Genomic DNA, 26,135 nt, shown 5'->3' on the forward strand with positions numbered 1-26,135 from the left:
GACCTGCTCTATCACGGATGAAAATATAAACAAAAATGCCGATGGTTGGAAGATTAACTAAATAAGTAAGTGTCCTATCGCTAAAAAAGACCCACAGCACGTGCTGTGGGTACTTAGTTCATATGAGTCTAATCCTCGTAAGAGAACACATGAGTTTGGCAGAAAATTATCCGGAATCCTTCGTATCATAGTCGTCTTCCTCCGCCAGTTGCACCGAAGCCGCCTCAGCAATCGAATCGAAATATGCCCCGGGCTTTATCTCAGGCGGCTCAGGTCGACTATGTCCATACAATCGAACATAGATTTGCTCAATCTCCTCGCCGGTCAGATCACCTCGTTTCAGCAACTCTTCGGCAATGGCATGGACGAAGTCGCCACGGTCCCTTACTAGCTTCTTCGCATGGAGCATCTGGTTCTTCAGCAACTCATTGATCTTTGGCCGGAGCACTTTGAGTGCATCAGCCTGAGAGCCTAACGCAAGCCAACTGAACAGCTCATCGCCCATACCGACCATACCAAGGTATGCGCCTGCCAGCATCGTAGCCTGTTGAAGATCAGAGGTGACACCATTAAATTTCTTCCCCAGGAACTCCTCCTCTACCGCACGGGCAGCCAGACAGACTTGAATCTCAGCCAAGATTTCACTGTCACTTCTGTTATACCGTTCATGCGTTGGCTTGGTGGCAGCGAGACCAAGCGCGCCGCCACGGCGGATAATCGTAACCTTCCAGACACGTTCATGGGGCTTCAGCAGATATTGGGCGACCGCATGGCCGGCCTCATGGTAGGCGACGTTCCGTTTCTCGTCTTCGCTCATGGAGCGGAGCGGCTGCTTAATTCCCCACTCATAGGTTTCCATGGCGGCTCGGAAGTCCTCGTAACCGGCAACCTGCGCGCCTCGTTGGTGGGCGATAACGACCGACTCGTTGACGATGTGTTTGATCTGCGCCGGGCTATATCCGATCGTGTCGAGCGCCGCCCGCTCTGAGGTAAGGGTAGAGTCCCGCTTCACCTTTTGTAGATAGTACTGAAAGACGTCCACCCGACCATCGTAGTCAGGAGAATCAACCCAAAGCTGCCGGTCGAAGCGACCTGGCCTGAGCAGCGCGGGATCGAGAACATCGGGCAAGTTGGTCGCTGCGACCGTCAGTACCGCCGGCCGCTCTGCCTTCTTGCGCCGCAGCCCGAGCGAGCGGAGCAGCTTGGCGAACCGGGAGCTGTCGAGATTCGGCGGGTCCATCTGCAAAAGCAGTTCGTTGAGCAAGCCAGAGCCACCGCCCATGCCAAACATCATTCCACCTCCGCCAGCCTGCCGCTTCATGCCGATGGCGTCGATCTCGTCGATGAAGATGATGCAGGCGCCGTAAACTGTCGCGAGCTTCCTAGCCTTCTTATAGAGGCTCATTACCTTCAGGTTACCTACGCCGAAGAACATGTTTTGGAAACTCGGGGCCGAGGCGTAAGCAAACGGGACCTGTGCTTCATTGGCGATGACCTGAGCCAAATAAGACTTTCCGGTCCCTGGCGGTCCACAAAGCAGGAACCCCCTTATCGCCTCGCCACCCATCTCCTTGAATTCCTTGACTCCCTTGAGTAGAGTAACAATCCTTTTCGCATTTTCAACGATTTCGGGATTGCCCCGGTAATCGTCCCAGGTGGCGCCGGTTTCACCAGGCAGGATCCAGTACGTTCGCCCCCGAGCAAGAAACCAGAAGAGGGCAACGAATTGAATGATGACCATCATAATAGCGAAAAGCAGCTGCAACACAACGCTGACAAGACTCAATCCGATCATCCAGGATGTCGGCCCCCCAGCCCAAAATAGCACGCCGACAAGAGCGAGGGCTACGAGCCAGAGAAGAATTTTACGCCACTTGATCCATCGATATCTCCTCATGGCCTCACTTCCTTTATAGACAGTTTTGATAATTCTATTACGCAAAAATATACTCGTTAATAATTTCTATCAGAAATTTCAAAAAACTATTCTTGTTATTTACTTACAACCAGTCATACTCCCTACTTATACTAGTCCAGCTAAGAACGCATAAAAAACCAACCTCCTGTTTGAGAAGGTTGGCTTCATTCAGTTCCGGATGGCGAGCCATCCGTCAAATTGCAAATCCGCAAAAAAGTGATACTGGGTAGAAAAACCGGTTAATGTCATCAACTCATTCATTCGAGCTCTGGTGCAAAAGTGCATCTCATTCAGCGCATGCCTCAGTACGCTTTCTGCTTCCTGATCACTCATGGAGTTGGAGAGGGATAGCTTTCTTTTTAATGCGTGAAAATAAATCTGGAACTCCTCACTTTGCGGATCACCATTGATGTCTACCAGAAGGAGGGGAGCCCCTGGCTTTAAGCGGCTTGCGATGTTACGCAAAAGTGACTCTTTAGCTCCATCATCAGGTACAAAGTGCATTACAAGAATGCAGGTTGCCCCGTCATATTGACGCGTCTTTTCTAAATCCTGCAGTTGACCCACGTGCAATGAAGTCCTGCTTTCGATATCGCTTCCGGCAATTTTACGTTTAGCATGATGCATCATCTGCTCACTAATATCAACACCGGTAAAGTTCCATTTCGGGTTATTTCCGCCAAAGGTCAACAGTTCCTTGCCGCCCCCCGCTCCCACAATCAGTACAAAAGCCTTTTCCCTTAGCTGATTCTGAAGCAAGGCGTTCATTGCTACATACAGGTTATCGTATGCGGGAAGAATTTTGCGGATCGTGACCTCATACTTGTTGCCGTACTCCGCATCAAAGTCAAAAAAAGATGCTTTACTCATCCAAGTAACCTCCAAAAATATCGGTTTACTTGTATCCATATGCCAGGTTGTGTTCTGTCATACCTGTGGGATTGACGAACTCCTAAAACGTATCTCTTTATAAGACAAAACCATAAAAAGAAGCAGGTCTTATGACTTATGACCTGCTTCGTGTCTGGCATCGAATTGAATATGATATAATTTCACAGGTTCATCTAACTTTTCCAAGAATCGTCTTAGGTTCCTCATTGCCGAAAGAAACGTTCTGTCGAATTTGGAGTTGGATGTTTCCATCTTGGAACGTGCAAACTGTAGTCAGGCAGAATGGCGTCTCCACATATCTTAGCGTTAATAAGAGCGTGTTCGAATCCTGCCATGTTGCTGAGCAAAATGCCACATTTTCCTTTCGCATATATAGCGTGTACGTTCCCTCATACCATTCGTTTCTACCAAAATAAACAGTATGCTTTCCGGTGTTATTTTGAAGCGTTACGTTGGCAGATTCCTCTGTAAAATCAATAGAAATTGTACGGAGTTGTTCTTCATTGTCTTCTAACTCGAACTCGATTCCCGAAATGTCGGTCTCCCGCGTTGAGTTTGAATGAAATCTAGGCGGTTCCAAGCGCAGTCCATGCAGCTCTTGGGTTAGCACGTCAGCCGCTTCCTTGTCGCCAGGCAGCTCCTCAGATTTCATGGCTGGCAGCAGATGCTCCCATATCGTATCAAGAACGGCTTGCATATCTTCCAGTCCGGACGTTATTGCGATGACAGCGTCCTGCTCCGGGAGAACAATGCAGAACTGTCCGAAAGCTCCGTCACCTCGATAAGCACCGTGACGGCATTTCCAGAATTGATACCCATACCCCTGAGCCCAGTCTATTTTTGTGTTGGAATCATTGGAAATTTGCTTAAATGTCGCTTCTTCCACCCAAGAATCAGGAATGAGCTGTTTCATAGCCCATTGACCTTTTTGCAGGTATAGCTGTCCAAACTTGGCAATATCTTCGGTTTTGATCTTCATTCCCCAGCCACCAATATGGATGCCGCGGGGGCAGCTTTCCGAAGTAGCGCCTTGAATGCCGAGCGGTTCAAACAGTCGTGGCTGCAGGTAGTCCAGCAACGTTTGATCGGTAACCTTCTGCAAGATGGCCGAAAGCATATAGGTAGCCCCGCTGTTATATACGAACTGCGTACCTGGCTCATGCTCTACGGGAAGCTTTAAGAAATTGCTAATCCAGTTGTCGGTTACCTGCATCTTTCCCGTAGTATCTTCCGCGTGACCTGTACCCATCATAAGCAAATGTCGAATCGTCATCGCAGATAGATTTGGTGAAACTTCCGCCGGCACATCTTTGGGAAAAAAGGAGATAACCCTATCATCCAGTGAGATTCGCCCCTCTCCTACTAATAATCCGATGGCCGTTGAAGTGAAGCTTTTACTTAAAGAAAATAGCATATGAGGACGATCAGGCAAATAAGGAGCCCACCAGCCTTCCGATACAACGTGCCCGTGTCGGACGAGCATGAAGCTGTGAAGCTCTAGACTGCGATCTTGAACTGCTTTTAGAAAACTCGTAATCGAGGCAGACGAAATACCTTGGAGCTCAGGCTTGCTTCTTGGTAAGGATAGATTAGCACTCATTCTTGTCTCTCCTTCTATACACCAGAATATGTAAAACAACAAGTCTATTATATCACTTGCATTGCTTATTTTTGCAATAAATAGTACTGCAATTTATCTTTTATCTGCTAGGATAACGTATTAATCATCGTTCACAAATATTAATGAGAATGAAAATCACTATTGACAATTTAAGCTGATCTGTTTATTATAATACAAGTCGAACAACTGATAACGATTATCATTCATATTTGAGGTGAGGAATTGAAGTTGAAAATACCTGCTCTGTTTCTACTCCTAATTTTATTGTTTCCTTCTTCTCTTTTCGCAGATACAGCTTCTGATGATCTCCAAAAAGTAAATGATTACATAGTAAAAGCAATTAATTTTGCAGAACAAAACGATTTAATCCAATCGAAAGAACAATACGATAAGTACAATACAGACTGGTATCGGATTGAAGAAGGAATTAAGAAAAAATCAAAAGGTGCATATCGCTCTATTGAAGAAAATATGGGAGAAGTTCAATTTGCTTTTGCCCAGAAACCCACAACTAAAGAATCAGTTATTTCTAGTTTGAAAAAATTGAATGAAACCAACCAAAAAATGATTTCAGGGGACTTGTCCTCTTTCAAAGATCCAACTTCAAATGGGAAAACAACAATCGATGATCTCATTAAACTATTAGATCAAGTAAATTCTTCCTTGGATAAGAATGATGTTCAAGCAGCTAAAGAACATATCCAAACTTTCCGAAATTCGTGGTTAGAAATTGAAGGACTTGTTTTGAGTCAATCCTCCAAGGTCTACGCAGACGCTGAAAGAGACATGGTCTCCTCCTATGCGCTGCTCACGTCGAATCCACCAAAAGTTGTAGATGCGAAGCAAACAGTACTTAACATGCGTGACTACTTGATTCCCCTTTCCTCAAAAACAAGCTACACCATGGTAGATGTAATTACCATTTTGCTGCGTGAAGGTCTGGAAGCCCTTTTGGTCATTGTCGCTCTCCTTGGCTATTTAAATAAATCCGGACATGGTGAGAAAAAAAATTGGCTCTGGTTTGGAATAGGTGCAGGCGTTTTTGTCAGTGTTGTGATTGGCATTGTGGTCCAGCTTTTGTTTTCCTCAGGCACGTTTGGAAACAACAATTTCTTGATTGCAGGCTGCACAGGACTTTTCGCCGCTGTCATGCTCATTTATATGAGCTATTGGCTCCACAGTAAATCAAGTATTGCTAGTTGGAACCAATACATTAACAACAAAAGCACGCAAGCGTTAGCTACCGGAAGTTTATGGTCCATTGCTATTCTAGCGTTTCTGGCTGTGTTTCGAGAAGGAACAGAAACTGTACTTTTCTTTATTGGAATGGCATCTTCCATTAGCTTGGCAACTCTGCTAACAGGAATTATGATTGGTCTTTTGATATTAGGTGCGCTTGCCTTTTTGATTCTCAAGGTCGGAATAAAAATTCCGATGAGACCGTTTTTCTTAATTTCTAGCATTCTCGTTTATTATTTATGCTTTAAATTTTTGGGCATGGGAATTCACGGTCTACAATTAGCGGGAATACTGAGTGCCAACCATACTTATGCTTTACCTACAGTAGAATTCCTTGGTCTTTATCCTACTTGGGAAAATATCATTCCTCAAGGCGTGCTTTTGCTTGCTGCAGTAGTTGTGGTTGTCTGGAAACGTCTCCGAGAACAAAAACTTCAGCACAAGATCATTATAAATTAACAATAATTTAATGGGGGTTATGAAATGAAAATAACAAAAGGTTTACTATTGATTCTAAGTTTGGTATTAGTTCTTTCAGCTTGCTCTACAAAATCCGTATCTACGACAGACGGTGCAAAAAAAATGCAGAGCATCCTGACAGAAATGCAAAAAAACGTAGAAGCAAATGATGCAGCAAAAGTAAAAGAAAATGCAGAAGCTCTTGAAAAGAACTGGCAAACATTTGAGGACGATGTGAAAAAGAATCAAGCCGATGTATACGGTAAAGTTGAAGACCCGCTTGGAGTGATTCAAGCAGGTGTAAAACAAAGTAAATTGGATCAAGCCATTTTGAAGGAACAAATTAATAAATTAAACGAAGCTTTGAAATTAGTAAAATAAGTAATAAAGCAAAAAGAGCCTTTTTACAAGGCTCTTTTTGCTTTTGCAAAGCTCTTTCGATTTGGAATGAATTACTTATATTTTCGTATAAATGCAATAGCGTTCGCGATGTCTTTCTCAGGCTGCTCCCCGACTTCTCGCTCGATTGTCAAGTAACCCGTGTAGCCAATGTCTTGAAGCGCCTGAAAGTAGCGTCCGAAATTAACATGACCTTCCCCTAAAGCGAGTTCTCGATAATAGGGACCAGATGTCGCGGCCTCGGCGATATGCTCGTGACTCATCGGTTGATAACCTAGTGAACCATACACTTCACGAGGATCTGCTTGGCGCAGACGAATACCGTCCTTCACATGCGTGTGGACAATATAATCCTTCAACGTTATAACTCCTTGAACTGGATCATCACCAGTCACCATCACCATATTCGCTGGATCAAAGTTAACCGAGACGCCATTCGTTGACAAAGCATCAAGAAATCTTTTCAAGTGTGAGGCTGTTTCCGGACCGGTTTCCACGGCAAAGTAAGCGCCTAAGCTTCTTGCATAAACACCCAGTTCCTCACATGCACGCAGCATCGTTTCATAAATAGGATCATTTGCTTGCTCAGGTACGACACCTATATGGGTCGTGACGACAGTTGTGCCTAGCTCAACCGCAAGGTCGAGAATACGCTTGGATTTTTCAATCTTGGCCTCATTCGCTGATTGATCTTGGAAGCCATGACCGCCAAGATCACCACACAAAGCAGAGATACTAAGCCCAAGTGACTCAATGTAAGCTTTCAGCTCCTTACGAGCTTGGGGCGATAAGTTCGCCGGGTCCATCTCACCTGAAACGGCATAGATCTGTACGCCGTCCGCACCGAGTTCTTTGGCTTTCTTCAAACCGTCCCTTACACCAAGACGCAGACTGTCAACCATAATACCAATTGGATTCATCATATTCGTCAACACACCTTTCACATGGTTGAAATCTTCTGCCTAACCTATATCTTCCCATAGCCTTTTAATATTTTGCAACCCTAAAAGCGTACCGGTTTTGCATTCTTCCATGCCTTCGAATTCCACGGAAATGTAGCCATCATAGCCTGAGCTTTTAATAACGCGCAATACTTCTCTCATATCAATATCACCATGACCCACAATGGCGCCGCGCAAATGATTACCATGTAACGTCTGGAACCAGCCCTTACCTGGATTCTGGTAGGAAGGACGAAGGTAAAAGTCTTTCACATGGACCATAGAGGCGAAAGGAATGTTATTTTTCACCGCTGCAACGGGATTTTCATCTACACACATGAAATTGCCTACATCGAGGGTTGTCCGGAAGTTGGGGCGATCTACTGCTTGAATTAACGCCTGAACCCGCTCACTTTGCTGCACAAAATATCCGTGATTCTCAACGCTGGTCGTGATGCCGTAAGGCAAAGCATAATCAGCTATTTGACGGCAGGCTTCAGCCATACGTTCAATCTCGATATTGAAATTGCGGATAGAAAGATCCTCACTTCGCGCTACGTCGTGCCGCATCCTTTGTACGCCAAGTCTTGCAGCTAAATCGACTTCTCCTTTGACCCGTTCAATTTCTTGTTCGTAGGCCTCTTCAGAATCCGTTAGAAAATTAGCTCCTATCGCATAATTAGATATCTCAATTCCACGAGACTGTGCTTTCTCGCGAATCACATCTGCAAGCTCAAAATTCCCCGCTAAATCATACCCGAGCGGTGAAATTTCAACGTGTTCGCCACCCTGATCAGCAATCCAGTCAATAACACCTATAATATCAAGTTCTCCAGACTTCAGCGCTTGAAATAAACTATATGTACTAACTCCAACTTTCATGTTCGTCCCTCCCCTTCCCCTACCGCTATAATCTGATTTCATGCCCTTTGGCTGCTGATTCATAAATACCGCAAAGAATCTTCATCATGTTAAGCCCATCTTCAACAGGACTAATTGGTGAATTTCCAGTCCGGCAGCAATTTAAAAAATGACTGATCTCATTCTTGAAAGCTTGTGTTATGTTGATAGATTTGGCATCAGTCTGCGGTGTTACATTCAAAATAGTATCAAGCATTTCCGTGACGAATACGAGCTCAGGCTCCAATTCGACGCCGCCCTTGTCCCCATACAGCTTGACCGCTATTTCATCTTTTTTGGCATGAAGCGTAAAGCTGACATCCACGAGAAGGGAAGCCCCATTTTCAAACCGAATTAAGGCATTGGCCATATCTTCAACTGTATTCAGATTGACATCATAATCGGCCGCTTTATAAAAGGAAAGATTACGTACATTCGCACGATTCCCAAGTTTGTTATAGGTATTGCCACTGACCGAAATCGGCTTCGGTCTGCCCATTAAATACCAACACAAGTCAATGACATGTACACCAATATCGATTAAGGGGCCTCCGCCGGAACGTTCCACATCCGCAAACCAGCCTCCCGGATTGCCTAATCGACGGATACAAGAAGCTTTCGCATAATACAATTCTCCCAGATTGCCGCCATCGATAAAACGCTTAACAAGCTGAGCATTGTCATCATACCTTCGTACAAAACCAACCTGTAAGATGTTCCCAGTTTCACGAACAGCGTCTTGAATGCGATTGGCCTCTTCTACTGTTTTACATAGTGGTTTCTCTACCAGAACATGTTTGCCCGCACGCAAGGCTGCAATACTAATTTCAGCGTGTGAATCGTTCCACGTACAAATGCTTACAGCATCCACTTCAGGATTTGCCAGCAGTTCCCGATAATCCGTGTAAATATGCTCCACCCTATACTTTGTGGCTTTATCCTCTGCTCTTTGACGATTCAGATCACATACGGCATACAATTTGGCGTCATCCTGCTTATCATAAGACTCAAAGTGCAGATCAGATATCGAACCTGCACCGATTACACCAATATTCAACTTGTTCATACTCATAGCAAATTTCTGCCTCCTTCATTGTCATATACAATCAGGATAGCATGGTTTTTGCTGAGGTAGAATGTATAGGATGAGCATTTTCATGGACTATATGTTCAAAAGAAGGCTTTCATTAACCTACAGAATTCGCAGCAACCGTCAATGCAACCCATTTTCCACCTCAACTTAAACACAAGGTTATTTTTGAAGCGTTCAATAAGCTTGAACCGCAAGAAGCCATGTTGCTGATCAATGACCATGATTGATGCAAACTTGGGCAGGGCTGAAAACGGGATGGTCGCGTAAAGGTTTAGAAAGTGAGGCTTATGAAGAGAAGGATAACCAACCCCCAGGAATGAGGCAAGGAAAAGTACCTGTAAATTAAACAAAAAAGAATGGCAGTCTGAACTTTCGAGTTCTAGACTGCCATTCTTTTTATCCATTTAACTGACATGTTCAGCCTTCCAGCAGCAGCGATTCGGAATCCTCGAGCAGCTCTTTAACCAAGACAAGGAACCGTACCGCTTCGCTGCCGTCGACAATACGGTGGTCATATGACAGAGCGATGTACATCATGGGCCGGTTTTCCATTCGCTCTTCGTCAATCGCGATCGGGCGCCATTGAATTTTGTGCATGCCCAATATGCCAACCTGAGGCGTGTTCAAAATCGGCGTTGAAAGCAGCGAACCGAAGACCCCGCCGTTCGTGATTGAGAATGAACCGCCTTGAAGATCGGATAGCTGCAGCGTGTTAGATCGGGCTCTATCGGCCAATTCGACGATTCGCTTTTCAATTTCAGCGAAGCTGAGCCGGTCGGCCTCACGGATAACGGGGACGACAAGTCCTTCCTTCGCCGCTACGGCGATGCCGATGTCGTAATATTTCTTTAAGATGATTTGTTCGCCATCAATTTCAGCATTCAGAAGCGGGAAGGCCTTTAACGCGCGGACAACCGCTTTGGTGAAAAAAGACATGAAACCCAGTCCGACTTCGTGCTTATCCTTGAAAGATTGCTTGCGGCGTTGGCGGATGTCAAGGATGGTCGTCATGTCCACCTCGTTGAACGTCGTCAGCATCGCGGCTGTCCTCTGAGCTTCAACGAGCCTGCTTGCAATCGTGAGCCGGCGTCTCGACATACGGACAATTTCGATTGGCTTGGCTGCATGGTCAGCTTGCGCCTTACTGACATTCTCGCCACTGCTTGGCAATGGTGCTGAACGTTGGGAAGATGCTGCAGCCGGAGGCTCCGAGCCGGTGACTGCATCCACCCTTGCCACGTCACTGCGATGAATTCGGCCATTCAGGTCGCTCGTCGAAACGTGTTGAAGGTCGATGCCGCGCTCCCGCGCCATTTTTCTAGCAGACGGCGTTGCCGCATGCAAGTTTACATCCGAACGTTTGCCGCCTGCCTCTTCCCCTTGCCGTTGTGATTGAGATTCCGGCTCTCTTACCGTACCTTCGAGTTTCGGCGAATCCGCATTTTTAGACTTATCGTTAACCGCAGCCCCTTCGCGGATCGTACCAATCACTTCGCCGACTCGTACCGTATCACCACTGTTTTTACGAATTTCGTCAATGACGCCGGACACCAACGCGCTCACTTCCATGTTCACTTTGTCCGTTTCGAGCTCCAACAGAAGATCGCCTTGCTGAACCGGATCACCGACCTTCACTATCCATGTCGAGATGGTACCTTCCGTTAACGATTCCCCCATTTCGGGCACTTTGATTTCTGACATAAGCCTCCCCCTCCTTAATGATCATTATCGAATAAGCTTTGGTCCAACGCGTTTGAAATGATCCGCTGCTGCTCACTTTCATGCACATGGTGAAACCCGCTGGCCGTGCTGGCATGTTCAGACCGACCGATGTACCGGACCGCCGCACTTTCGGGTACAATTTGACGGAGTTGTTGCTCCATAAACCACCATGCCCCCATATTCTGCGGTTCCTCCTGCAGCCAAACCAGCTCAACAACATTAGAGAATCTCCGTACGACACTATTAATTTCATTGGCCGGAAACGGATACAATTGCTCTATACGAACGACGTGCAGCCAGTTGTTGTTCTTACCTTCTGATTCTATCGCCTCCTCCAGATCAATGGCCACTTTCCCACAGCAGAAGATGAGCCGCTTAACCAGGCTTGTTTCGTTCCCGCTACCAGACTGCTCCAAAACGGGCTGAAACTTGCCCTCAGCGAAGTCCGACCCTGCAGAAGCGACACGAGGATGGCGAATCAAACTTTTCGGAGCCATGACGATAAGCGGACGAGCCTGTTCGCTTTCCGTCAACATCGCTTGCTTGCGCAATAGATGGAAGTACTGCGAGGCCCGGGTCAAATTAACGACGGTCCAATTCTCCTCGCCGGACAGCTGCAAATATCGCTCGAGACGCGCACTTGAATGCTCGGGCCCTTGTCCTTCATAGCCATGAGGCAGCAACAGTGTGAGACTTGATTTCTGCCTCCATTTGCTGCGTCCAGCCGCCAGAAATTGATCAATGATGACTTGGGCGGCATTGGCAAAATCACCATATTGCGCCTCCCATATGACAAACGTTTCAGGAGCCAGCACATTGTACCCGTACTCGAAGCCGAGCACGGATGCTTCTGACAGAGGGCTGTTGTAAATCGCAAACGATGCCCTCGCCTGCGGTATCGCATGCAAGGGGCAAAACGCATCCCCCGTCATTGCGTCGTGCAGCACGAGATGGCGATGCGCGAATGTCCCGCGCTGTGAATCTTGGCCGCTGAGACGAATCGGCTTCCCTTCCGATAACAGGGTAGCGAAGGCTAGTGTTTCAGCTAATGCCCAATCCACCTTCCCGCCTTCATCAAAGGCATTGGCCCTCCGCTCCAAAATGCGCTGCAGCTTCGGATACGCCTTAAAGCCGTCCGGTCTTTTCAGCAGAGCGTCGTTGAGTTCCTTGAGACGATCGAGCTGAACAGCCGTTTCGGGCTCCTTCGATTGGGCTTCCTGTGTGAGGAGATTCTCACTTCGGCTGCTTTGCGCCTCGCTTTTGTCCCCCTGCTTCATTTCCTCGTAAGCTTTCTGCAAACGCGATATAGCCTCTTGCTTCATTCGCTCCATGGTTGCTTCGTCCACGATGCCTTCTTGAGCGAGCTTCTTTGCATAAAGTTCACTCACTGTCGGATGGTTGCGCAGCTTGCCATACATGACAGGCTGTGTCGTCTCTGGATCATCCGATTCGTTGTGCCCATATCTGCGGTAGCCGACCAGATCGATCAAGAAATCCTTGCCGAAGCGGATTCGAAACTCACAAGCGATACGAACCGCGGTAATGCAAGCTTCCGGATCATCCGCGTTAACGTGAATAATCGGGATTTCGAAACCTTTCGCTAAATCGCTAGCATAATGAGTGGAGCGTGAGTCCTGGCTATCAGTCGTGAAGCCCAGCCGGTTGTTAACAATGATGTGAATCGTCCCTCCATTACAATATCCCGCCAAACGGGTAAAATTAAGCGTCTCCGCAACAATGCCCTCACCGGCAAAGGCAGCATCGCCGTGGAGGAGAACCGCTACGGCCTTGCTCGTATCCTGCTTTGGGAATCCGGGATGTTCCCGGTCTTCCTGTGCGGCACGTGTGAATCCTTCTACCACTGGGTTGACGAATTCCAGATGGCTCGGATTATTCGCCAACACAAGTCTAACTGTCTGACCGCCTTCCTCCATGTCGTGGTCGGCGCCTAAATGATACTTCACATCGCCGCTCCACCCGTAGTTAATTCCTGTCGATCCTTCTGAGGGCACAATGTCTTTGTTTGGCGAGTGCTGAAATTCGGCAAAAATTTTACTGTATGGCTTGCCGAGTACGTGTGCCAATGTATTCAAACGCCCGCGGTGGGCCATTCCGAACATGATTTGGCGACTGCCATGACGTACAAATGAACGGATTGTTTCGTCCAACACGGGTACCAGCGCATCGTTGCCTTCGATCGAAAATCGCTTCTGACCGACAAATGTAAGATGAAGGAAGCGCTCGAACTGCTCTGTTTCAATGAGCCTCTCCAGCAGCATGGTACGCTCTTCCACCGTTAGCGATTCATTGGTTAAAGCGCCGTTCTCCACCCGCTTATTCAGCCAATCGCGCTCACTTTCTTCATGCACATGGGTAAATTCATAGGCCATCGTGCCCGTGTACGCTTGATAAAGACGCTCGATAGCCTCCAGGCTGTTTCTAACATCAGCCGGAGCATTTTCCCAGATGAGGCTGGCGGGGATTGCTTCTAAATCCGCTTGGCTTAAATGGTAAGCAGCCGGCTCGATCAGCCTAGTTTGCGCTTTAGGACTCAAGCCTTGCGGATCGATGTCCGCTGCTAAATGACCGTACGTACGAATATTCCATACCAGCTTACCGGCAGTTGCGACTTTCTGCAGCATATTCCAATCAAACCCGCTCTCAGAAACGGAGTTCTGTGTCTTTTCCAAGATTCCTCCAGAAACTGACCCGGGTCCCCCCCAGTTGCGAAACAGCTCCCTGAACCCTGGATCCACGGATTCAGAATTGGCAGTGTAACGTTCATATTGCTCCATAACATATCCAAGATTAGGGCCTGTGTAAGCTTGCCAATTACGCTCCTCACGATTCATCTTTAAACTCTCCCTGTGCGGTATTTGATATGGAATCACCAATAAATACGATCTAGATACGAGACACTCGAGTATCTATGAAATTCTTTAACACTATAATCAACCAATTTTTCATTTTTATTCTTTTCCTAGACATGAATCTTTAACCCGTTCACATTGTCTCCTTGCCTATATATTAAAGAGGGATTTCAAACCATTTCCGTAACGCATTTTAAATTTATGTGTTAACTTGTAATATTTATTATCAAATCCCCCTTTTATGAATTATCTAAAATTTAAGCTCATGTGCTTCTTGAACATTTATGTTCTTCAGTAATTTGAAGCAAAAAAATAGAAGCACAACGCGTTTAATAACGTGTTTGTGCCGCTTTTTCACCACTAGGGGATTAACAAAATTTTTCCAGTACTTTTCCTGCTCTCTAAGAGTCTATGGGCTTCTGCACCCTCCCTTAGGGGGAAGCATGTAAGGTTATCAATTTGTAGGATCCCTTGTCGCAGCGCATCAAAAAGTTCTTGTGAGCGCTCTATTCTATTCTGCAAGCTGGTCACGTGATTCCATAGATCACCGCCGGTCAGCGTTTTTGAGGTATCCATGAGCATTCTTGGGTCAATATGAGGCGGATCGCCTCCTGCCATGCCGTAAAAAATGACCGTCCCCTTGGTTTTGGTTGCAGCGAAACTATCCATTAAAGTTGAGCCTACTGAATCGAACACCGCATCAACACCCTGGTTGCCGCCTGACCAACGGATGATACCTTGTACCCAATCACTTTCGTAGCTTAATACTTTATCAGCACCGGCCTTTAATGCGACTTCCCTTTTGGCATCCGAAGAGGTCAAACCGATGACTCTTGCCCCTTTGCTCTTACTTAATTGTGTCAAAATCTGCCCGACACCGCCTGCTGCGGCGTGAACGACAAGTTCGTCTCCAGCTTGTACGTTATAGCTGTCGTTCACTAAGTAATGCGCCGTCATTCCCTGAAGCAAAATACCTGCCGCGTGTTCGAAGCTGATATCCGTTGGCAAAGGAATAGCTCGGTCTATCGGTATTGCAACTAACTCCGCATTGGCAAAAGGAACATCGACGAAAGCTATGCGGTCTCCGATTTTGATATGATCCACATTCGAAGCTACTCGCTCAACAACGCCAGCTCCCTCATATCCTAAAATGAATGGCGGCTTCCCAGCCAAATGGTAATTCCCTCGTCTCCGATAGATGTCGGCAAAATTCAATCCAATTGCCTTCGTTCTAACCAGTATATGTCCTAATGCTAGACTTGGCTCTGGAATCTCCGCATAATGCAGGACATCCGGCCCCCCAAATTGTTCAAAAATTAATGCTTTCATTACGTACCTCCAACGGGCTAATCTTGCAAAAAAATTGTATCATATCCCTCATGGCAAAAAAAAGCGGCACAACACGTTAGAGTACGTATTGTGCCGCTTTGGAAGATTCAGCTTATTTCATATCGTCGATAATATTCACCTGCTTGGGTAACAAGGCATATTCAGCGGGCTTATTAATATAATACCCTTGTATTCCCCAACAATTCATTTCTCTTAACATCCTATATTGTTCGTACGTTATCTTGATAATACAATGATAATCGTGTTTTGAATTAATCTGCCCGCCAAGTTCCTCGACTATTGTTTTTCATTTGTTCAATGTTTATTTTATAAGCTTTTCCGCTTGATCTCCCGCCGCACTACTGGCGCGACCTCCGTCGCCAGCAGCTCGATTGCTTTTGCGACGCGGGAGAACGGCTGACCGCCAATGTCGATTTGTCCAACGAATCGATGATGGCCGAACAGCTCATGTTGATAAAGGATTTTCTCTATAAGCTGCTCAGGGCTGCCAACGGCAAGTCCCTCATCCGGCCGAGTATTAATGTCAAAGGCGGAACGAGGCAAATTGAAGCTTCGGCCCCGTTCCCTCATCAGAGGTGTCCAGTAATTTACGTAGTATGGATGGAATTCATCCAGAGCCTCTTGAGGCGTCTTTGCAATGTAGCCATGACTGTTAACGGAGATGCGCATTTGCGCGGGATCGTGTCCTGCATTGAGATATGCCTGTTTATAAATGTCCACAAACGTTTTATAATAGGCGGGATTTCCACTTAGCAATGCTATTCCCATCGGCAAACCTAGGCGACCGGCCCTCTCAGCGCTTTCCACCGAGCCCCCGACGCCTATCCAGATGGGCAACGGGTTCTGCAGCGGACGCGGGGCGATCTCCGCATTCTGCAGCGGTGACCGGAATTCGCCGCTCCATGTGATGCGCTCCTTTGCAACGAGCTGGAGGAGCAATTCGATTTTCTCTTCAAACAAGGCTTGGTAATCATTAAGATCGTAACCGAAAAGCGGGAACGATTCCACGAACGCTCCGCGGCCAGCCGTAATTTCCGCCCGGCCGTCGGAAAGTAGATCCAATGTTGCGAAGTCCTCGAACAGCCTCACCGGATCAACCGTGCTAAGAACTGTAGTCGCCGTTGTTAAACGGATGTTTTTCGTCACCTGAGCGATGGCCGCCAATACTACTGGCGGGGCCGTCACCGCGAAGTCCAAACGGTGATGCTCCCCAAGGCCGAACACGTTCAGACCAGCCTCGTCCGCCAGTTTCGCCGCTTCGATGATCTCGGCAAGGCGTTGCCTCGCACTGATCGTTTTATCTGTTTGCGGGTCGGGCAGCAGCTCGCCAAAGGTGTAGAGGCCAAATTCAAATTCGTGCTGCGGATTGTCGTTTTGTGTATTCATATCTGATGTACCTCCATCGATTGCTTGAAAATTTAAGATGTTTGCAGCTGAAAGCATTATCCAACTTTTTTTATAAATACCTACTTGTAATAGGTTATCGATTAGCGGTATTTAACAATAATCTTCTTAAGAGGCGGACTTACTTGCTTGTGCGCCAAGGAGTAGTCGGGCCAGCACCAATGCAAAAGTCAGAAAAGCTAATACGATAAAACCAAACAACAAGAAATAGCCACCCATTTTGTAAAATAGACTGCCGATAATCGGGCCGAAAGCCATTCCCATATAGCGAAAAAAGTTATAAGCGCCGATGGCGGTAGCACGGTTCTTCAAATAGGCGTCTGTCAGCAGCGTAGTCTGCACGGGGAGTGAAAGCCCGAAGAATAACCCAAAGAAGATAATACCGGCTAATAACCAATCCATTGAAATTGAGTAGAAAATCATAAAGAACATTACTGAAGACACATTAAGAAAAGTAGTCAGGACAATGATTTTTTTCCCGTCTATTCGTGATAAAATTTTGCCTCCGATGAAGCTGCCGGCCACAATGCATAGTGACATCGGCAGGAATACCAGTCCCTTTTGCTCGGCCGACATGCCATAGCGTTCACTTAAAATGTTCGGTAGAAAAACAAGAAAATTATAAAAGACGTAATACTGTATAAACCCAAGATAAATGACTGATGATCCGACCCTATTTTGTAAAATCTCCGCGAAATCCCGCAGTTGAAAGTGGGCAGCCTCGCCATTATCGGGTTTGGTTTCCTGTAAGAAGATGTAGTTAAGAACAAGCACAATCAACCCTGTGGCCGCAAGGGCAAGGAACACCGAGTGAAAATTAAATAAGCCGCTTAGGAATCCGCCGATGACAGGGCCGAGCACAGGGCCAAGTGATACCATCATCTGGAATGTCCCCATGGCCTGGCCGCGTTCTTTCCCAACGAACAAGTCACTGATTACCGTAACGGCCACTACGGAGCCTGCAGCGATTCCAATCGCCTGCAAAGCCCGAAAGACGATCAACATCTCTATATTGTTGGAGAAAAAGCAACTTAGTGACGCGATAACATACAGAGAAATCCCGAAAAGGATGACTTTGCGCCGCCCTTTCGTGTCCGTGACTGGACCATAGATCATCTGCATGATGGCAAGAAATAAGGAAAACACGGAAATCGTCAAATTGACGACGAACGAGGTTGTGTGGAATTGACTAGCAACCTCGGGTAATACTGGAGTGTAAATGGTTTGCGTGAACGGTCCAAGAAAAGCAGCAAATGCTACGATATAAACAATGAGTTTGCGATTCACGATGAACGATCCTTTCCGACGTTTGTCCAATTTTTCTAAGACATAACTTTAAATATTTCCTAAAAATTCTCCATTAATCGAAACTGCCATAGCTTTTTGCTGTTTCCGTTGAAAGATACCGTCCACAGAAAAGGAAAACGGAATTTTGCCGCTTTGGAACAAAAGTCGGCAAAATTCCGTGTAGGAAGCTTACTCGTGGCCGCCAAACATAGTGCTTGCATAGAATGTGCCTGCACCATATGCGCCGGCATGTTGACCGACAATTTCCATGACATTCATATAAGTACCTTGACGAGCCCAGTCACGTTGATATTCAAGAAGTACAGCAACCCAGGTATAGCCGTCTTTTATTGCCGCCACCACAGTTTCTGCCACAACGGTTGTCAAAATGGCGGGTGCGTTGAACGCTTTTGCCGTTTTGGCCAGCCCCACCGTATTGTTGACAACAAGTTATCTATCGTGGCTTTGTACGCCAAAAAGCATTTGCGGCTGATGGTCGATCAAAATAATAGCAGAGTTTTCGGGGGTTAGCAAATCTTGTTTGTCATTAAACATTTAGAATCCCTACTTTCATTTTCATAGTAAAATTAGTTTCTTCTTGTCGTGATAATTATCTTCTTATTAATAATCTTAATATTAAGATTCATTATGTAAAGATAGTTGCCAAAATTAAATTCTGAATTTGGCAATGCACAATACATGAACCTGTTTGTTACACTGCATTAGCAACTCCACTTTGCTAGGATGATTTGATGCAATTTGGAATTCCTTTATGTTTGTATCATAATATCTCACTTTTAATAAGTCAATAACTTTTTTTAAGTAATTTATTTTTAGTAAATAACCTAGATTCATCTTGAGACCTCTATGAATCACCTTCTGTTAAAGGGGGTAGCACCAGCGCAGCTGACATCTTCGCCAATCGTCATTTTAACTTCTGTTGCTGATTTGGTTACATCGCTTTCACCACTACGATCATCAGTACATCCAGACAACATAGCGACAAAGGCAAGGATGAAAAGAATCAATCGGAAATTTTATTTCATATTCCCCTTTTTCAAAGTTACCAAATAGACGATCTGTTTGTTAAGAAAGTTTCATTTATCTTATTTAAAGGATTGAACTATGCTGCCCGTTACTTGAGGAAAGGCAGCCGATCCAATTTGGTCCGCTGCCAAGTCATGTTCTTTTTGAACTCTGGTTTCCCGTTAGAAAGGGCGATTTTCAACAACAGCCCAACCATCCGACCTCAAAGCTTGCCAATACACACCAACGATATACTTGTAGTCTTCCGTCTTCGGCAAGTCCATTTCGCTTTCCCCAATATGCTTGTAAACAGCAAAACCCGCATCTTCCATCGTTCTACCGAAACCAAACTTTGCGTTCGGTAATGGAATTGCATATACGTTACCGAGTTTATAGCGTTGGCGTTTCTGTGTTGACATTCCGCTACTTCCTTTCAAATATGGAACCGTGTTATGGGATTAATCCTGCCAGTTAATTCAAGGAGCCCGCCAGGTCGATCCTTGATCTATGCCGACAGCCGCGCCTCATGTGCTGCTGTTATACTATCTTCATCACTTAAGCTAAATATTTTATATACGTGCTCATACATATCAGCCATAGCTGCCTTTACTAAAGCATTAAAATTAGCATTTTTCTCTGAAATAGTTGCTATTTTCTTTAATTCATCATGTAAGTTTGTTGGGTCGTGAATGACTTTAAAGGTGAAAACTGCATCGCTTTTGGCACACCATTCATAATCTACTTCCTCAATGTCTACTTTAACACTCTCTAAACTGTTAAAACTAATACTACGAACATGCCATTGTAAAAAAATGGGTACTACTCGGTATTTCTTCCTTCAATTACTACTCTTAATTCCAAATCGGATTCGGGTTTGTCCAAGCCTTTTGCAGTCGAACCTTCAACAGCAGCAAAGCGCGAATTAATCTCTTATTTCCTTCACAACAACCATAAGAACTATTTGTAAATAGGCTGAATTCTTAGTTGCCAATTTAATGAATAAATTGAATACGGCATTGCAATACTCTAAACAGTACGATGAACTCTATACTTGTTTTTAAGAAGGTCGTCGTAACTAAATAAAAGGAAAGTTGGGAATCTAGATGTTTAATGACAAGCAAGATTTGCTCACCCCCGAAAACTCAGTCGTAATCCTGATCGATCATCAACCGCAAATGATCTTCGGTGTACAAAGCCATGATCGACAAAGTTTAATCAACAATGCGACGGGGCTGGCTAAAGCGGCAAAAGTGTTCAATGCACCCTGCATCTTGACTACCGTTGCGGCTGAAACGTTCTCCGGTCCCCTCCATCCGCAAATTCAAGCTGTTTTTCCCGACCAAAAGCCGATCGATCGGACTAATATGAATTCCTGGGAGGACAGCAACTTTTTGGATGCCGTCAAAAAGACCGGCCGCAAAAAGCTGGTCATGGCTGCATTATGGACAGAGGTTTGCCTTGCGTTCCCTGTGGTGGCAGCGATTAAAGACGGCTACGAGGTTTACATTGTAACGGATGCTTCCGGCGCAATTTCCGTAGAGGGGCATAATATGGCCATTCAACGAATGATTCAAGTTGGTGCGATTCCGGTTACCTGGACCGCCGTTCTTCTCGAATATCAACGCGACTGGGCCCGTACCGAGTCTTACCAGGACGTTATGGGTATTGTCGGTCCGCACGCCGGCGCTTACGGCGCGGGTACATTTTACGCCCAAACCATGTTTGGCGGTCACGAGTAGAATAAAGATTGTTGCCGAATTGAAGTCCAATGTCTTTCGATAAGTGAGGTGATCATTTTATGTTGTCTTTCTTATTAGCTTTAGGTGCTGGACTCGCAATCGGGATCGTTTTTCAGGTCATCCGTTTGCCGTCTCCAGCACCCCCATTATTGGGGTTGATAGGTCTAATCGGCATGTTTTTGGGACAACGGCTTATCCCGTGGATTAAACTATGGTTTAATCATTGACCTAATCACATCAATAATTTAGGAGGATGAAAGTATGCCGCAAGAAATTGTAGAGGCTGATTTATTGATTCACAATGCTAACATTGTGACTATGGACGAATCTAATCCCACGGCAACGGCAGTTGCCATAAAAGGAGACCGTTTTATAGCTGTGGGTACTGATTCCGATGTTATGCGGTATAAAGGATCATCCACTCGAGTTGTGGATGGGAACAAGCGCCTTCTGATTCCAGGATTAAATGATTCCCATATTCATCTGATACGCGGCGGATTGAACTATAACTTGGAGCTTCGCTGGGATGGTGTGCCATCGGTGGCGGACGCCTTGCGCATGCTAAAACAACAAGTAGACCGTACGCCTGCGCCACATTGGGTTCGGGTTGTAGGCGGATGGACGGAGTTTCAATTCAAGGAGCGCCGGATGCCAACCTTGGAAGAAATCAATCAAATTGCGCCAGATACTCCGGTATTCATACTTAACCTATATCGCCAAGCCTTTTTGAATAAAGCAGCTTTGCGTGTGGTTGGGTATACGAAAGATACTCCAAATCCGCCAAACGGAGAAATTCAGAGGGATAGCAACGGTAATCCGACGGGAATGCTGATAGCCAGGCCGAATGCTACGATATTGTATGCTACCTTACAAAAGGGACCCAAGCTTTCGCATGAAGATCAGCTGAACTCCACGCGGCTGTTCATGCGGGAATTAAATCGCTTTGGCGTTACAAGCGTAATAGACGCTGGCGGCGGGTTCCAAAATTACCCGGATGATTATCAAATTTTTGAGGAACTCGACAGACTTGGGGATATTACGGTCCGAACAGCGTACAATTTGTTTACCCAACGACCAAAAAATGAACTGGACGATTTTCAATCATGGACTGCCAAATCGGCACCATATACAGGCAGCCCTTACTACCGGCACAACGGCGCCGGTGAAATGCTTGTATACAGTGCGGCTGATTTCGAAGACTTTGTTGAGCCGCGTCCAGAGTTACCTGCTGTGTTGGAAGATGAATTATATGAAGTTTCCCGGCATCTGGTCCAACAACGATGGCCTTTCCGGCTTCACGCAACTTACGGTGAATCAATCTCCCGCTTTCTTGACGTGTTTGAACGTGTAAACAAAGAAGTTCCATTCAAAGATCTACGCTGGATTCTTGACCATGCTGAAACGATCCGAGAAAAGGATTTGGAACGTGTCGTTGCATTAGGCGGTTCGATTGCAGTTCAAAGCCGGATGGCATTTCAAGGAGAATATTTCGTCGACAGATATGGAGCCCAAGAGGCTGAAAACACTCCGCCCATCGTAAAAATGCTTACGGCAGGATTGCGTGTAGGCGTAGGTACAGACGCTACAAGGGTAGCTAGTTATAATCCGTGGGTTGCCCTATATTGGTTAGTTACTGGCAAAACGCTTGGCGGGCTAAGCTTATACCCTGCTTCTAATCGAGTTGACCGCCACCAAGCGCTTCGTATGTATACAACCGGAAACGCTTGGTTCTCGAAGGAGGAAGATGTGAAAGGCCAAGTAAAAGCAGGCCATTATGCGGATTTATCGATCCTGTCTGATGATTTCTTCCATGTCTCAGAAGAAGAAATCAAACGCATCGAATCGGTATTCACTGTCGTAGGCGGGAAGATTGTTTATGGTACTCTTGAATTCGAAAAATTGTCCCCTCCAGCTCCAAAAGCTAGTCCAGACTGGGCACCGCACAATTACTTTGGCGGTTACTATAAAGCCTCAAATAATGGAGGCAGCGGTGGTAATAAGATACATATGCCGCAACATGCGCATCATTGTAACCATCATCACGGTAGTGGTTTCTGTGACTTGGATTGCTTCGTTTTTTGAAGGTACAACTGGTGTGTTTTCAGCAACGAGTTGAGAACAAGAAGTGCTTACTAACCGGGGATTTCGTTGACTTGTCACTTGGTAGGCACCGGATTGAAGTTCAACAATGGAAAGGGATTGGATTGTATGTCCGATGTAACGATAAAAGTTAATGATAACGGTCCATTACGTATAATGGGGAAAGTAGAAATGGTGGATGCTGTAGGAAATCACTTTGAGACCACAGAATCTTTTATTCTATGTCGCTGTGGATTATCAGATAAAAAGCCTTTCTGTGATTTGACACACAAAGGTAAGTTTGAAAGTGCTCCTCGAGCTTAATGAACTCCAATCAGGGGAAGGGCGTTGGCAGTGCTTTGCCATAACGTGACGGGACGGTGCAGAGGTTTATGTCTGCACCGTCCCTTAGTGTATTGGTCGATGATCGCATTCTTTATTGCATGCCCATATCAAAAATCATTTTGAAGGCTTATGATTGTTGCCTTTGTCAGTTTGATCTCCGAGGCTAAGTGAGGATGATCGAGCACCAGACGTGCATCTAGCGAATCCGCTGATCCGTTAATCAAATATCTTTTAGCCGCCTCATTCAAGGAGAACTTCAGGTAGTGAACGCTAGTCGTAAAATCCCGATCGGTATGCTCTTCCTCAAAAATGGCCTGAACCTTCTCATTGCCTAATTTCAGAGACAAATGACGCTCGATTCCTTTCACCTTCCTAAGAAGCTCCTCCAGTTGCTGCTGATTGTCCAACTCGATAAAGAGGGTGGCGGATAATTCATTTCCGCTAGGCAGCATACTAGCATAGATGTCAATGTATTCTCTAAGCTCTCTAGGATCAGTTAGATCCTCGCTATTCGCGAGCTCTTGTATTTGAAACAACACAGTTCTCCGGTTTTCGAATAATAAGGAAAAATGTGGAGCCAATCTGACCCGACGATCGTTTTTGTAGGCCATCATTCTATTAAAGGATTCGTCTCGACCTTGGCGATAAATTTCGAGAGGAATTATATCTTGAAGCGTAATAGTCGCGGTCATCAACAGTCACCTCCAGCAGTTGCGGGGTTCAATCCCCGATGGAATCTAGCAATTTTTGAAAACGCTGTGCGTGAACTCTTTCCGCTTTGGCCATCACTTCCATCCATTCTCCTATTTCTACAAAACCCTCTTCGCGTGCCCTTGCGGCAAAACCAGGATACATTTCGGTGTATTCGTATGTCTCGCCCGCAATCGCCGAAGCAAGCATCTCTTTAACGTTTCCGACAGGAAGACCGGTAGCGGGATCTCCTTCACCAAGATTGCGCAACGCATCGAAGTGACCGAAGGCATGTTTCGTCTCTCCATTGGCAATGCTTCGGAACAGACTTGCGACTTCTTCAGCACCTTCGAGTTCCGCTTTCTCAGCAAAATATAAATAACGGCGGTTAGCTTGCGATTCTCCAGCAAATCCGGCTTTTAAATTTTCTGCAGTTTTAGTGCCTTTCAAGTTTGCCATAACACGCTTCCTCTCGAGTATCAAATTCCTTTTTATGATGATGCCTTGCATTCAAAATTATACCGAAAAAAAGATAAAGTTTCGGAATGTCTGATAAAAAAAGCGGAAATCAAATGGCGGCAGAACGCTTTAGGAAGAATGGACGCTACACGGCTTGAATCGCAGCGAAGCCGTGTAGCGGAAGCCGTTCGCCGTGACGGAAGTACCGGCAAGCTCTTCGCTATCTCGTCTGGTGGAAACAAATATTCGCCAGCTTCGACTCCGCGCAGCCGCACCAAACCGAGAACCACCCTTTTGTCAGCGATGAGCTTCTGAATAATTCTCCAAATTCAGTCAATTATAATAACTGTCATTATTTCGTGCTTTAGTAGCGTCCTGCTTACCACCGCATACACTTCCCCGCTCGTTTTGCTGTTTGAGGATGACCTGTTCGAACTGCGCAAAGATTTCCAGCTTAGCTCAAAAGTGAAAGTGGGAGAAGAACTCGGCAGCTTCAAAGAAAAATAAACATACCGGGCTCCCGGAAGGAGAGTTCATAGCCTCAACAACAACAAGAGCATCTTAAAACCAAGCACGAATGGGCTGCAAGGGACTGGAGACATTGAACCAACGGTTTATCGGATACTTTTTGCGATCAGCCTTGTGCATTTGCTCAACGATTCTCGCCATTAACTTTACTGCTTCAATCATGCAACCTGTCATAGGTCTTTACACCGATCGGAGGCCAACTCCTTACATGCTCCCAATTGGTATGACATTAACGCTCTTCGGAATGCTTCTGCTCGCCTTTGCCCCATCGTACTGGGTCGTCCTGTTTTCCGTGTGCTTTGTTGGACTAGGCTCCGCAGCTTTCCACCCAGAAGGATCGCGTGTGTCGTATATGGCCGCTGGCAGCCGCAAAGGACTAGCTCAATCGATTTTCCAGGTCGGCGGCAATGCAGGGCAATCACTGGCCCCCATAATGACCAAATGGATCTTCCTCCCGCTCGGGTTATTCGGTTCGATCTGGTTCACTGGCGTAGCGGCTGTTGCAATCGTCGTACAGCTGTATATCGCGCGCTGGTACAAAGTCATGTTGCAAACCGCGCCAGTTAAAGGCCATAGATGTCGTGAAGCGCGCCGTCAGCCCACAATGCCGTAAGCAGATGCTATTCGCGATCTGCATGCTCATTTTCTTCGTATTTATCCGCTCTTGGTACGGAGCGGCGATGAGCGGCTTTTTCGCCTTCTTCCTGCAGGATAAATACGGCTTAACCATCGATCGTGCACAAGACTTCATTTTCCTTTTTCTGGCCGCTGGTGCGATCGGTACATTTTTTGGCGGACCTCTTGCTGACCGTTTTGGCTGGAGAAATGTTATCTTTTTCTCTATGTTCGGCTCGGCACCTTTCGCATTGATGTTGCCGTATGTCAACTTTACATGGGCATACATCCTGCTAGTCATTATAGGCTTTATTTTATTATCAAGTTTCTCTGTCACCGTTGTTTATGCTCAAAAGCTGTATCCAGGCAAAGTAGTAACCGTATCCGGTCTCATAACTGGACTCGCCTTCGGCCTAGGAGGCGCCGGCAGTGTCGCCATTGGAACTCTGTGCGACACCTTTGGCATAGCCCGCGTGATGGAACTATGTGCGTTCCTACCACTTCTAGGAATATTGACCTTCCTCCTGCCAACTGACCGCAAATTGAAGCAATGGACAGAA

General features: G+C 46.1%; 22 protein-coding genes and 3 pseudogenes. 9 read left to right on the forward strand and 16 right to left on the reverse strand.

All coding sequences use genetic code 11. The annotated features are described in order from the left end of the window. Positions 1-166: 166 nt before the first annotated feature. From BLT91_RS16505 to BLT91_RS16515, 3 genes are all read right to left on the reverse strand, one after another. Positions 167-1,795 (reverse strand): AAA family ATPase, encoded by a 1,629-nt coding sequence (locus BLT91_RS16505; protein ID WP_254776984.1) that lies wholly within the window; start codon positions 1,793-1,795, stop codon positions 167-169. A gap of 291 nt (positions 1,796-2,086) precedes the next feature. Then, positions 2,087-2,788, reverse strand: coding sequence for a class I SAM-dependent methyltransferase (locus tag BLT91_RS16510; RefSeq protein ID WP_175532335.1), 702 nt, complete (start codon positions 2,786-2,788; stop codon positions 2,087-2,089). 190 nt (positions 2,789-2,978) lie between these two features. Next, a complete protein-coding gene (locus tag BLT91_RS16515) occupies positions 2,979-4,409 on the reverse strand; it encodes a serine hydrolase domain-containing protein (protein ID WP_090822809.1) in 1,431 nt (476 codons plus the stop codon). A gap of 249 nt (positions 4,410-4,658) precedes the next feature. Between BLT91_RS16515 and BLT91_RS16520 the strand changes: the two genes are divergently transcribed. Both BLT91_RS16520 and BLT91_RS16525 read left to right on the forward strand, forming a co-directional pair. Next, the gene (locus tag BLT91_RS16520) at positions 4,659-6,128 is read left to right on the forward strand and encodes an FTR1 family iron permease (RefSeq protein WP_368086812.1); all 1,470 of its coding nucleotides are present in this window, start codon (positions 4,659-4,661) and stop codon (positions 6,126-6,128) included. Positions 6,129-6,152: 24 nt separating this feature from the next. Next, the gene (locus BLT91_RS16525) at positions 6,153-6,509 is read left to right on the forward strand and encodes a hypothetical protein (RefSeq protein ID WP_090822814.1); all 357 of its coding nucleotides are present in this window, start codon (positions 6,153-6,155) and stop codon (positions 6,507-6,509) included. Positions 6,510-6,580: 71 nt separating this feature from the next. Here BLT91_RS16525 and BLT91_RS16530 read toward each other — a convergent pair whose 3' ends face one another. From BLT91_RS16530 to BLT91_RS16540, 3 genes are read right to left on the reverse strand one after another with little or no spacing between them, the layout of a single operon-like run. Continuing rightward, positions 6,581-7,450, reverse strand: a complete 870-nt coding sequence (locus tag BLT91_RS16530; RefSeq protein ID WP_090822815.1) for a sugar phosphate isomerase/epimerase family protein — start codon at positions 7,448-7,450, stop codon at positions 6,581-6,583. 39 nt (positions 7,451-7,489) lie between these two features. Then, on the reverse strand, positions 7,490-8,350 hold the full coding sequence (locus BLT91_RS16535; protein ID WP_090822817.1) for a sugar phosphate isomerase/epimerase family protein: 861 nt from the start codon (positions 8,348-8,350) through the stop codon (positions 7,490-7,492). 25 nt (positions 8,351-8,375) lie between these two features. Then, positions 8,376-9,434, reverse strand: coding sequence for a Gfo/Idh/MocA family protein (locus BLT91_RS16540; RefSeq protein WP_090822882.1), 1,059 nt, complete (start codon positions 9,432-9,434; stop codon positions 8,376-8,378). Positions 9,435-9,592: 158 nt separating this feature from the next. Here BLT91_RS16540 and BLT91_RS32900 point away from each other — a divergent pair. Beyond that, positions 9,593-9,688 (forward strand): annotated as a pseudogene (locus BLT91_RS32900) (DUF2249 domain-containing protein); the annotation flags it as partial. Between the two features lie 190 nt (positions 9,689-9,878). On the opposite strand, the gene odhB reads toward BLT91_RS32900, so the two are convergent. The 8 genes and pseudogenes from odhB to BLT91_RS33880 form a co-directional block, all read right to left on the reverse strand. Then, complete coding sequence (gene odhB / locus BLT91_RS16550; protein ID WP_090822819.1) at positions 9,879-11,162, reverse strand: 2-oxoglutarate dehydrogenase complex dihydrolipoyllysine-residue succinyltransferase; 1,284 nt, start codon at positions 11,160-11,162, stop codon at positions 9,879-9,881. Between the two features lie 14 nt (positions 11,163-11,176). Further along, entirely contained in the window at positions 11,177-14,035 is a 2,859-nt protein-coding gene (locus BLT91_RS16555) for a 2-oxoglutarate dehydrogenase E1 component (RefSeq protein WP_090822821.1), read from the reverse strand. A gap of 378 nt (positions 14,036-14,413) precedes the next feature. Continuing rightward, on the reverse strand, positions 14,414-15,382 hold the full coding sequence (locus BLT91_RS16560; RefSeq protein ID WP_090822823.1) for a quinone oxidoreductase family protein: 969 nt from the start codon (positions 15,380-15,382) through the stop codon (positions 14,414-14,416). 327 nt (positions 15,383-15,709) lie between these two features. Further along, on the reverse strand, positions 15,710-16,789 hold the full coding sequence (locus BLT91_RS16565) for an LLM class flavin-dependent oxidoreductase (RefSeq protein WP_090822825.1): 1,080 nt from the start codon (positions 16,787-16,789) through the stop codon (positions 15,710-15,712). Positions 16,790-16,915: 126 nt separating this feature from the next. Then, a complete protein-coding gene (locus tag BLT91_RS16570) occupies positions 16,916-18,094 on the reverse strand; it encodes an MFS transporter (protein WP_090822827.1) in 1,179 nt (392 codons plus the stop codon). Between the two features lie 189 nt (positions 18,095-18,283). After that, positions 18,284-18,649, reverse strand: a pseudogene (locus BLT91_RS16575) (hypothetical protein). A 653-nt stretch (positions 18,650-19,302) separates the two neighbouring features. Beyond that, positions 19,303-19,539: an Imm26 family immunity protein gene (locus BLT91_RS16585; RefSeq protein WP_090822831.1), complete on the reverse strand. Its 237-nt coding sequence runs from the start codon at positions 19,537-19,539 to the stop codon at positions 19,303-19,305. An 86-nt stretch (positions 19,540-19,625) separates the two neighbouring features. Continuing rightward, positions 19,626-19,934: a kanamycin nucleotidyltransferase C-terminal domain-containing protein gene (locus BLT91_RS33880; protein ID WP_141225005.1), complete on the reverse strand. Its 309-nt coding sequence runs from the start codon at positions 19,932-19,934 to the stop codon at positions 19,626-19,628. A 289-nt stretch (positions 19,935-20,223) separates the two neighbouring features. Between BLT91_RS33880 and BLT91_RS16590 the strand changes: the two genes are divergently transcribed. The 4 genes from BLT91_RS16590 (at position 20,224) to BLT91_RS16605 (ending at position 23,262) form a co-directional block, all read left to right on the forward strand. Continuing rightward, the gene (locus BLT91_RS16590) at positions 20,224-20,859 is read left to right on the forward strand and encodes a hydrolase (RefSeq protein ID WP_090822833.1); all 636 of its coding nucleotides are present in this window, start codon (positions 20,224-20,226) and stop codon (positions 20,857-20,859) included. A gap of 59 nt (positions 20,860-20,918) precedes the next feature. Next, positions 20,919-21,086 carry a DUF1427 family protein gene (locus BLT91_RS16595; RefSeq protein WP_090822835.1) on the forward strand — a complete coding sequence of 56 codons (168 nt, stop codon included), beginning with the start codon at positions 20,919-20,921 and terminating at the stop codon, positions 21,084-21,086. Between the two features lie 34 nt (positions 21,087-21,120). Continuing rightward, entirely contained in the window at positions 21,121-22,941 is a 1,821-nt protein-coding gene (locus tag BLT91_RS16600; RefSeq protein WP_090822838.1) for an amidohydrolase, read from the forward strand. 126 nt (positions 22,942-23,067) lie between these two features. Continuing rightward, entirely contained in the window at positions 23,068-23,262 is a 195-nt protein-coding gene (locus BLT91_RS16605; protein ID WP_090822840.1) for a CDGSH iron-sulfur domain-containing protein, read from the forward strand. 128 nt (positions 23,263-23,390) lie between these two features. Here BLT91_RS16605 and BLT91_RS16610 read toward each other — a convergent pair whose 3' ends face one another. Together BLT91_RS16610 and BLT91_RS16615 are read right to left on the reverse strand one after the other, a co-directional pair. Continuing rightward, positions 23,391-23,975, reverse strand: coding sequence for a DUF3501 family protein (locus tag BLT91_RS16610; protein WP_090822842.1), 585 nt, complete (start codon positions 23,973-23,975; stop codon positions 23,391-23,393). 28 nt (positions 23,976-24,003) lie between these two features. Continuing rightward, positions 24,004-24,432: a rubrerythrin family protein gene (locus BLT91_RS16615; protein WP_090822845.1), complete on the reverse strand. Its 429-nt coding sequence runs from the start codon at positions 24,430-24,432 to the stop codon at positions 24,004-24,006. Between the two features lie 138 nt (positions 24,433-24,570). Between BLT91_RS16615 and BLT91_RS30740 the strand changes: the two genes are divergently transcribed. Both BLT91_RS30740 and BLT91_RS16620 read left to right on the forward strand, forming a co-directional pair. Then, a complete protein-coding gene (locus BLT91_RS30740; RefSeq protein ID WP_175532336.1) occupies positions 24,571-24,747 on the forward strand; it encodes a hypothetical protein in 177 nt (58 codons plus the stop codon). 243 nt (positions 24,748-24,990) lie between these two features. After that, positions 24,991-26,135, forward strand: a pseudogene (locus BLT91_RS16620) (MFS transporter); the annotation flags it as partial.

Source organism: Paenibacillus sp. yr247 (assembly GCF_900103825.1).
In the GTDB taxonomy this organism is placed as follows: Bacteria; Bacillota; Bacilli; order Paenibacillales; family NBRC-103111; genus Paenibacillus_E.

What these genes read in the sequence shown, in the direction of transcription:
- BLT91_RS16560 (WP_090822823.1), bottom strand. Translation starts at nt 15,382, where the DNA reads ATGAAAGCATTAATTTTTGAACAATTTGGGGGGCCGGATGTCCTGCAT.
- BLT91_RS16515 (WP_090822809.1), bottom strand. Translation starts at nt 4,409, where the DNA reads ATGAGTGCTAATCTATCCTTACCAAGAAGCAAGCCTGAGCTCCAAGGT.
- BLT91_RS16555 (WP_090822821.1), bottom strand. Translation starts at nt 14,035, where the DNA reads ATGAATCGTGAGGAGCGTAATTGGCAAGCTTACACAGGCCCTAATCTT.
- BLT91_RS16525 (WP_090822814.1), top strand. Translation starts at nt 6,153, where the DNA reads ATGAAAATAACAAAAGGTTTACTATTGATTCTAAGTTTGGTATTAGTT.
- BLT91_RS16615 (WP_090822845.1), bottom strand. Translation starts at nt 24,432, where the DNA reads ATGGCAAACTTGAAAGGCACTAAAACTGCAGAAAATTTAAAAGCCGGA.
- BLT91_RS30740 (WP_175532336.1), top strand. Translation starts at nt 24,571, where the DNA reads ATGGACGCTACACGGCTTGAATCGCAGCGAAGCCGTGTAGCGGAAGCC.
- odhB (WP_090822819.1), bottom strand. Translation starts at nt 11,162, where the DNA reads ATGTCAGAAATCAAAGTGCCCGAAATGGGGGAATCGTTAACGGAAGGT.
- BLT91_RS16530 (WP_090822815.1), bottom strand. Translation starts at nt 7,450, where the DNA reads ATGATGAATCCAATTGGTATTATGGTTGACAGTCTGCGTCTTGGTGTA.
- BLT91_RS16595 (WP_090822835.1), top strand. Translation starts at nt 20,919, where the DNA reads ATGTTGTCTTTCTTATTAGCTTTAGGTGCTGGACTCGCAATCGGGATC.
- BLT91_RS16505 (WP_254776984.1), bottom strand. Translation starts at nt 1,795, where the DNA reads ATGATCGGATTGAGTCTTGTCAGCGTTGTGTTGCAGCTGCTTTTCGCT.
- BLT91_RS16585 (WP_090822831.1), bottom strand. Translation starts at nt 19,539, where the DNA reads ATGTCAACACAGAAACGCCAACGCTATAAACTCGGTAACGTATATGCA.
- BLT91_RS16600 (WP_090822838.1), top strand. Translation starts at nt 21,121, where the DNA reads ATGCCGCAAGAAATTGTAGAGGCTGATTTATTGATTCACAATGCTAAC.
- BLT91_RS16540 (WP_090822882.1), bottom strand. Translation starts at nt 9,434, where the DNA reads ATGAACAAGTTGAATATTGGTGTAATCGGTGCAGGTTCGATATCTGAT.
- BLT91_RS16565 (WP_090822825.1), bottom strand. Translation starts at nt 16,789, where the DNA reads ATGAATACACAAAACGACAATCCGCAGCACGAATTTGAATTTGGCCTC.
- BLT91_RS16535 (WP_090822817.1), bottom strand. Translation starts at nt 8,350, where the DNA reads ATGAAAGTTGGAGTTAGTACATATAGTTTATTTCAAGCGCTGAAGTCT.
- BLT91_RS16510 (WP_175532335.1), bottom strand. Translation starts at nt 2,788, where the DNA reads ATGAGTAAAGCATCTTTTTTTGACTTTGATGCGGAGTACGGCAACAAG.
- BLT91_RS16590 (WP_090822833.1), top strand. Translation starts at nt 20,224, where the DNA reads ATGTTTAATGACAAGCAAGATTTGCTCACCCCCGAAAACTCAGTCGTA.
- BLT91_RS16605 (WP_090822840.1), top strand. Translation starts at nt 23,068, where the DNA reads ATGTCCGATGTAACGATAAAAGTTAATGATAACGGTCCATTACGTATA.
- BLT91_RS16610 (WP_090822842.1), bottom strand. Translation starts at nt 23,975, where the DNA reads ATGACCGCGACTATTACGCTTCAAGATATAATTCCTCTCGAAATTTAT.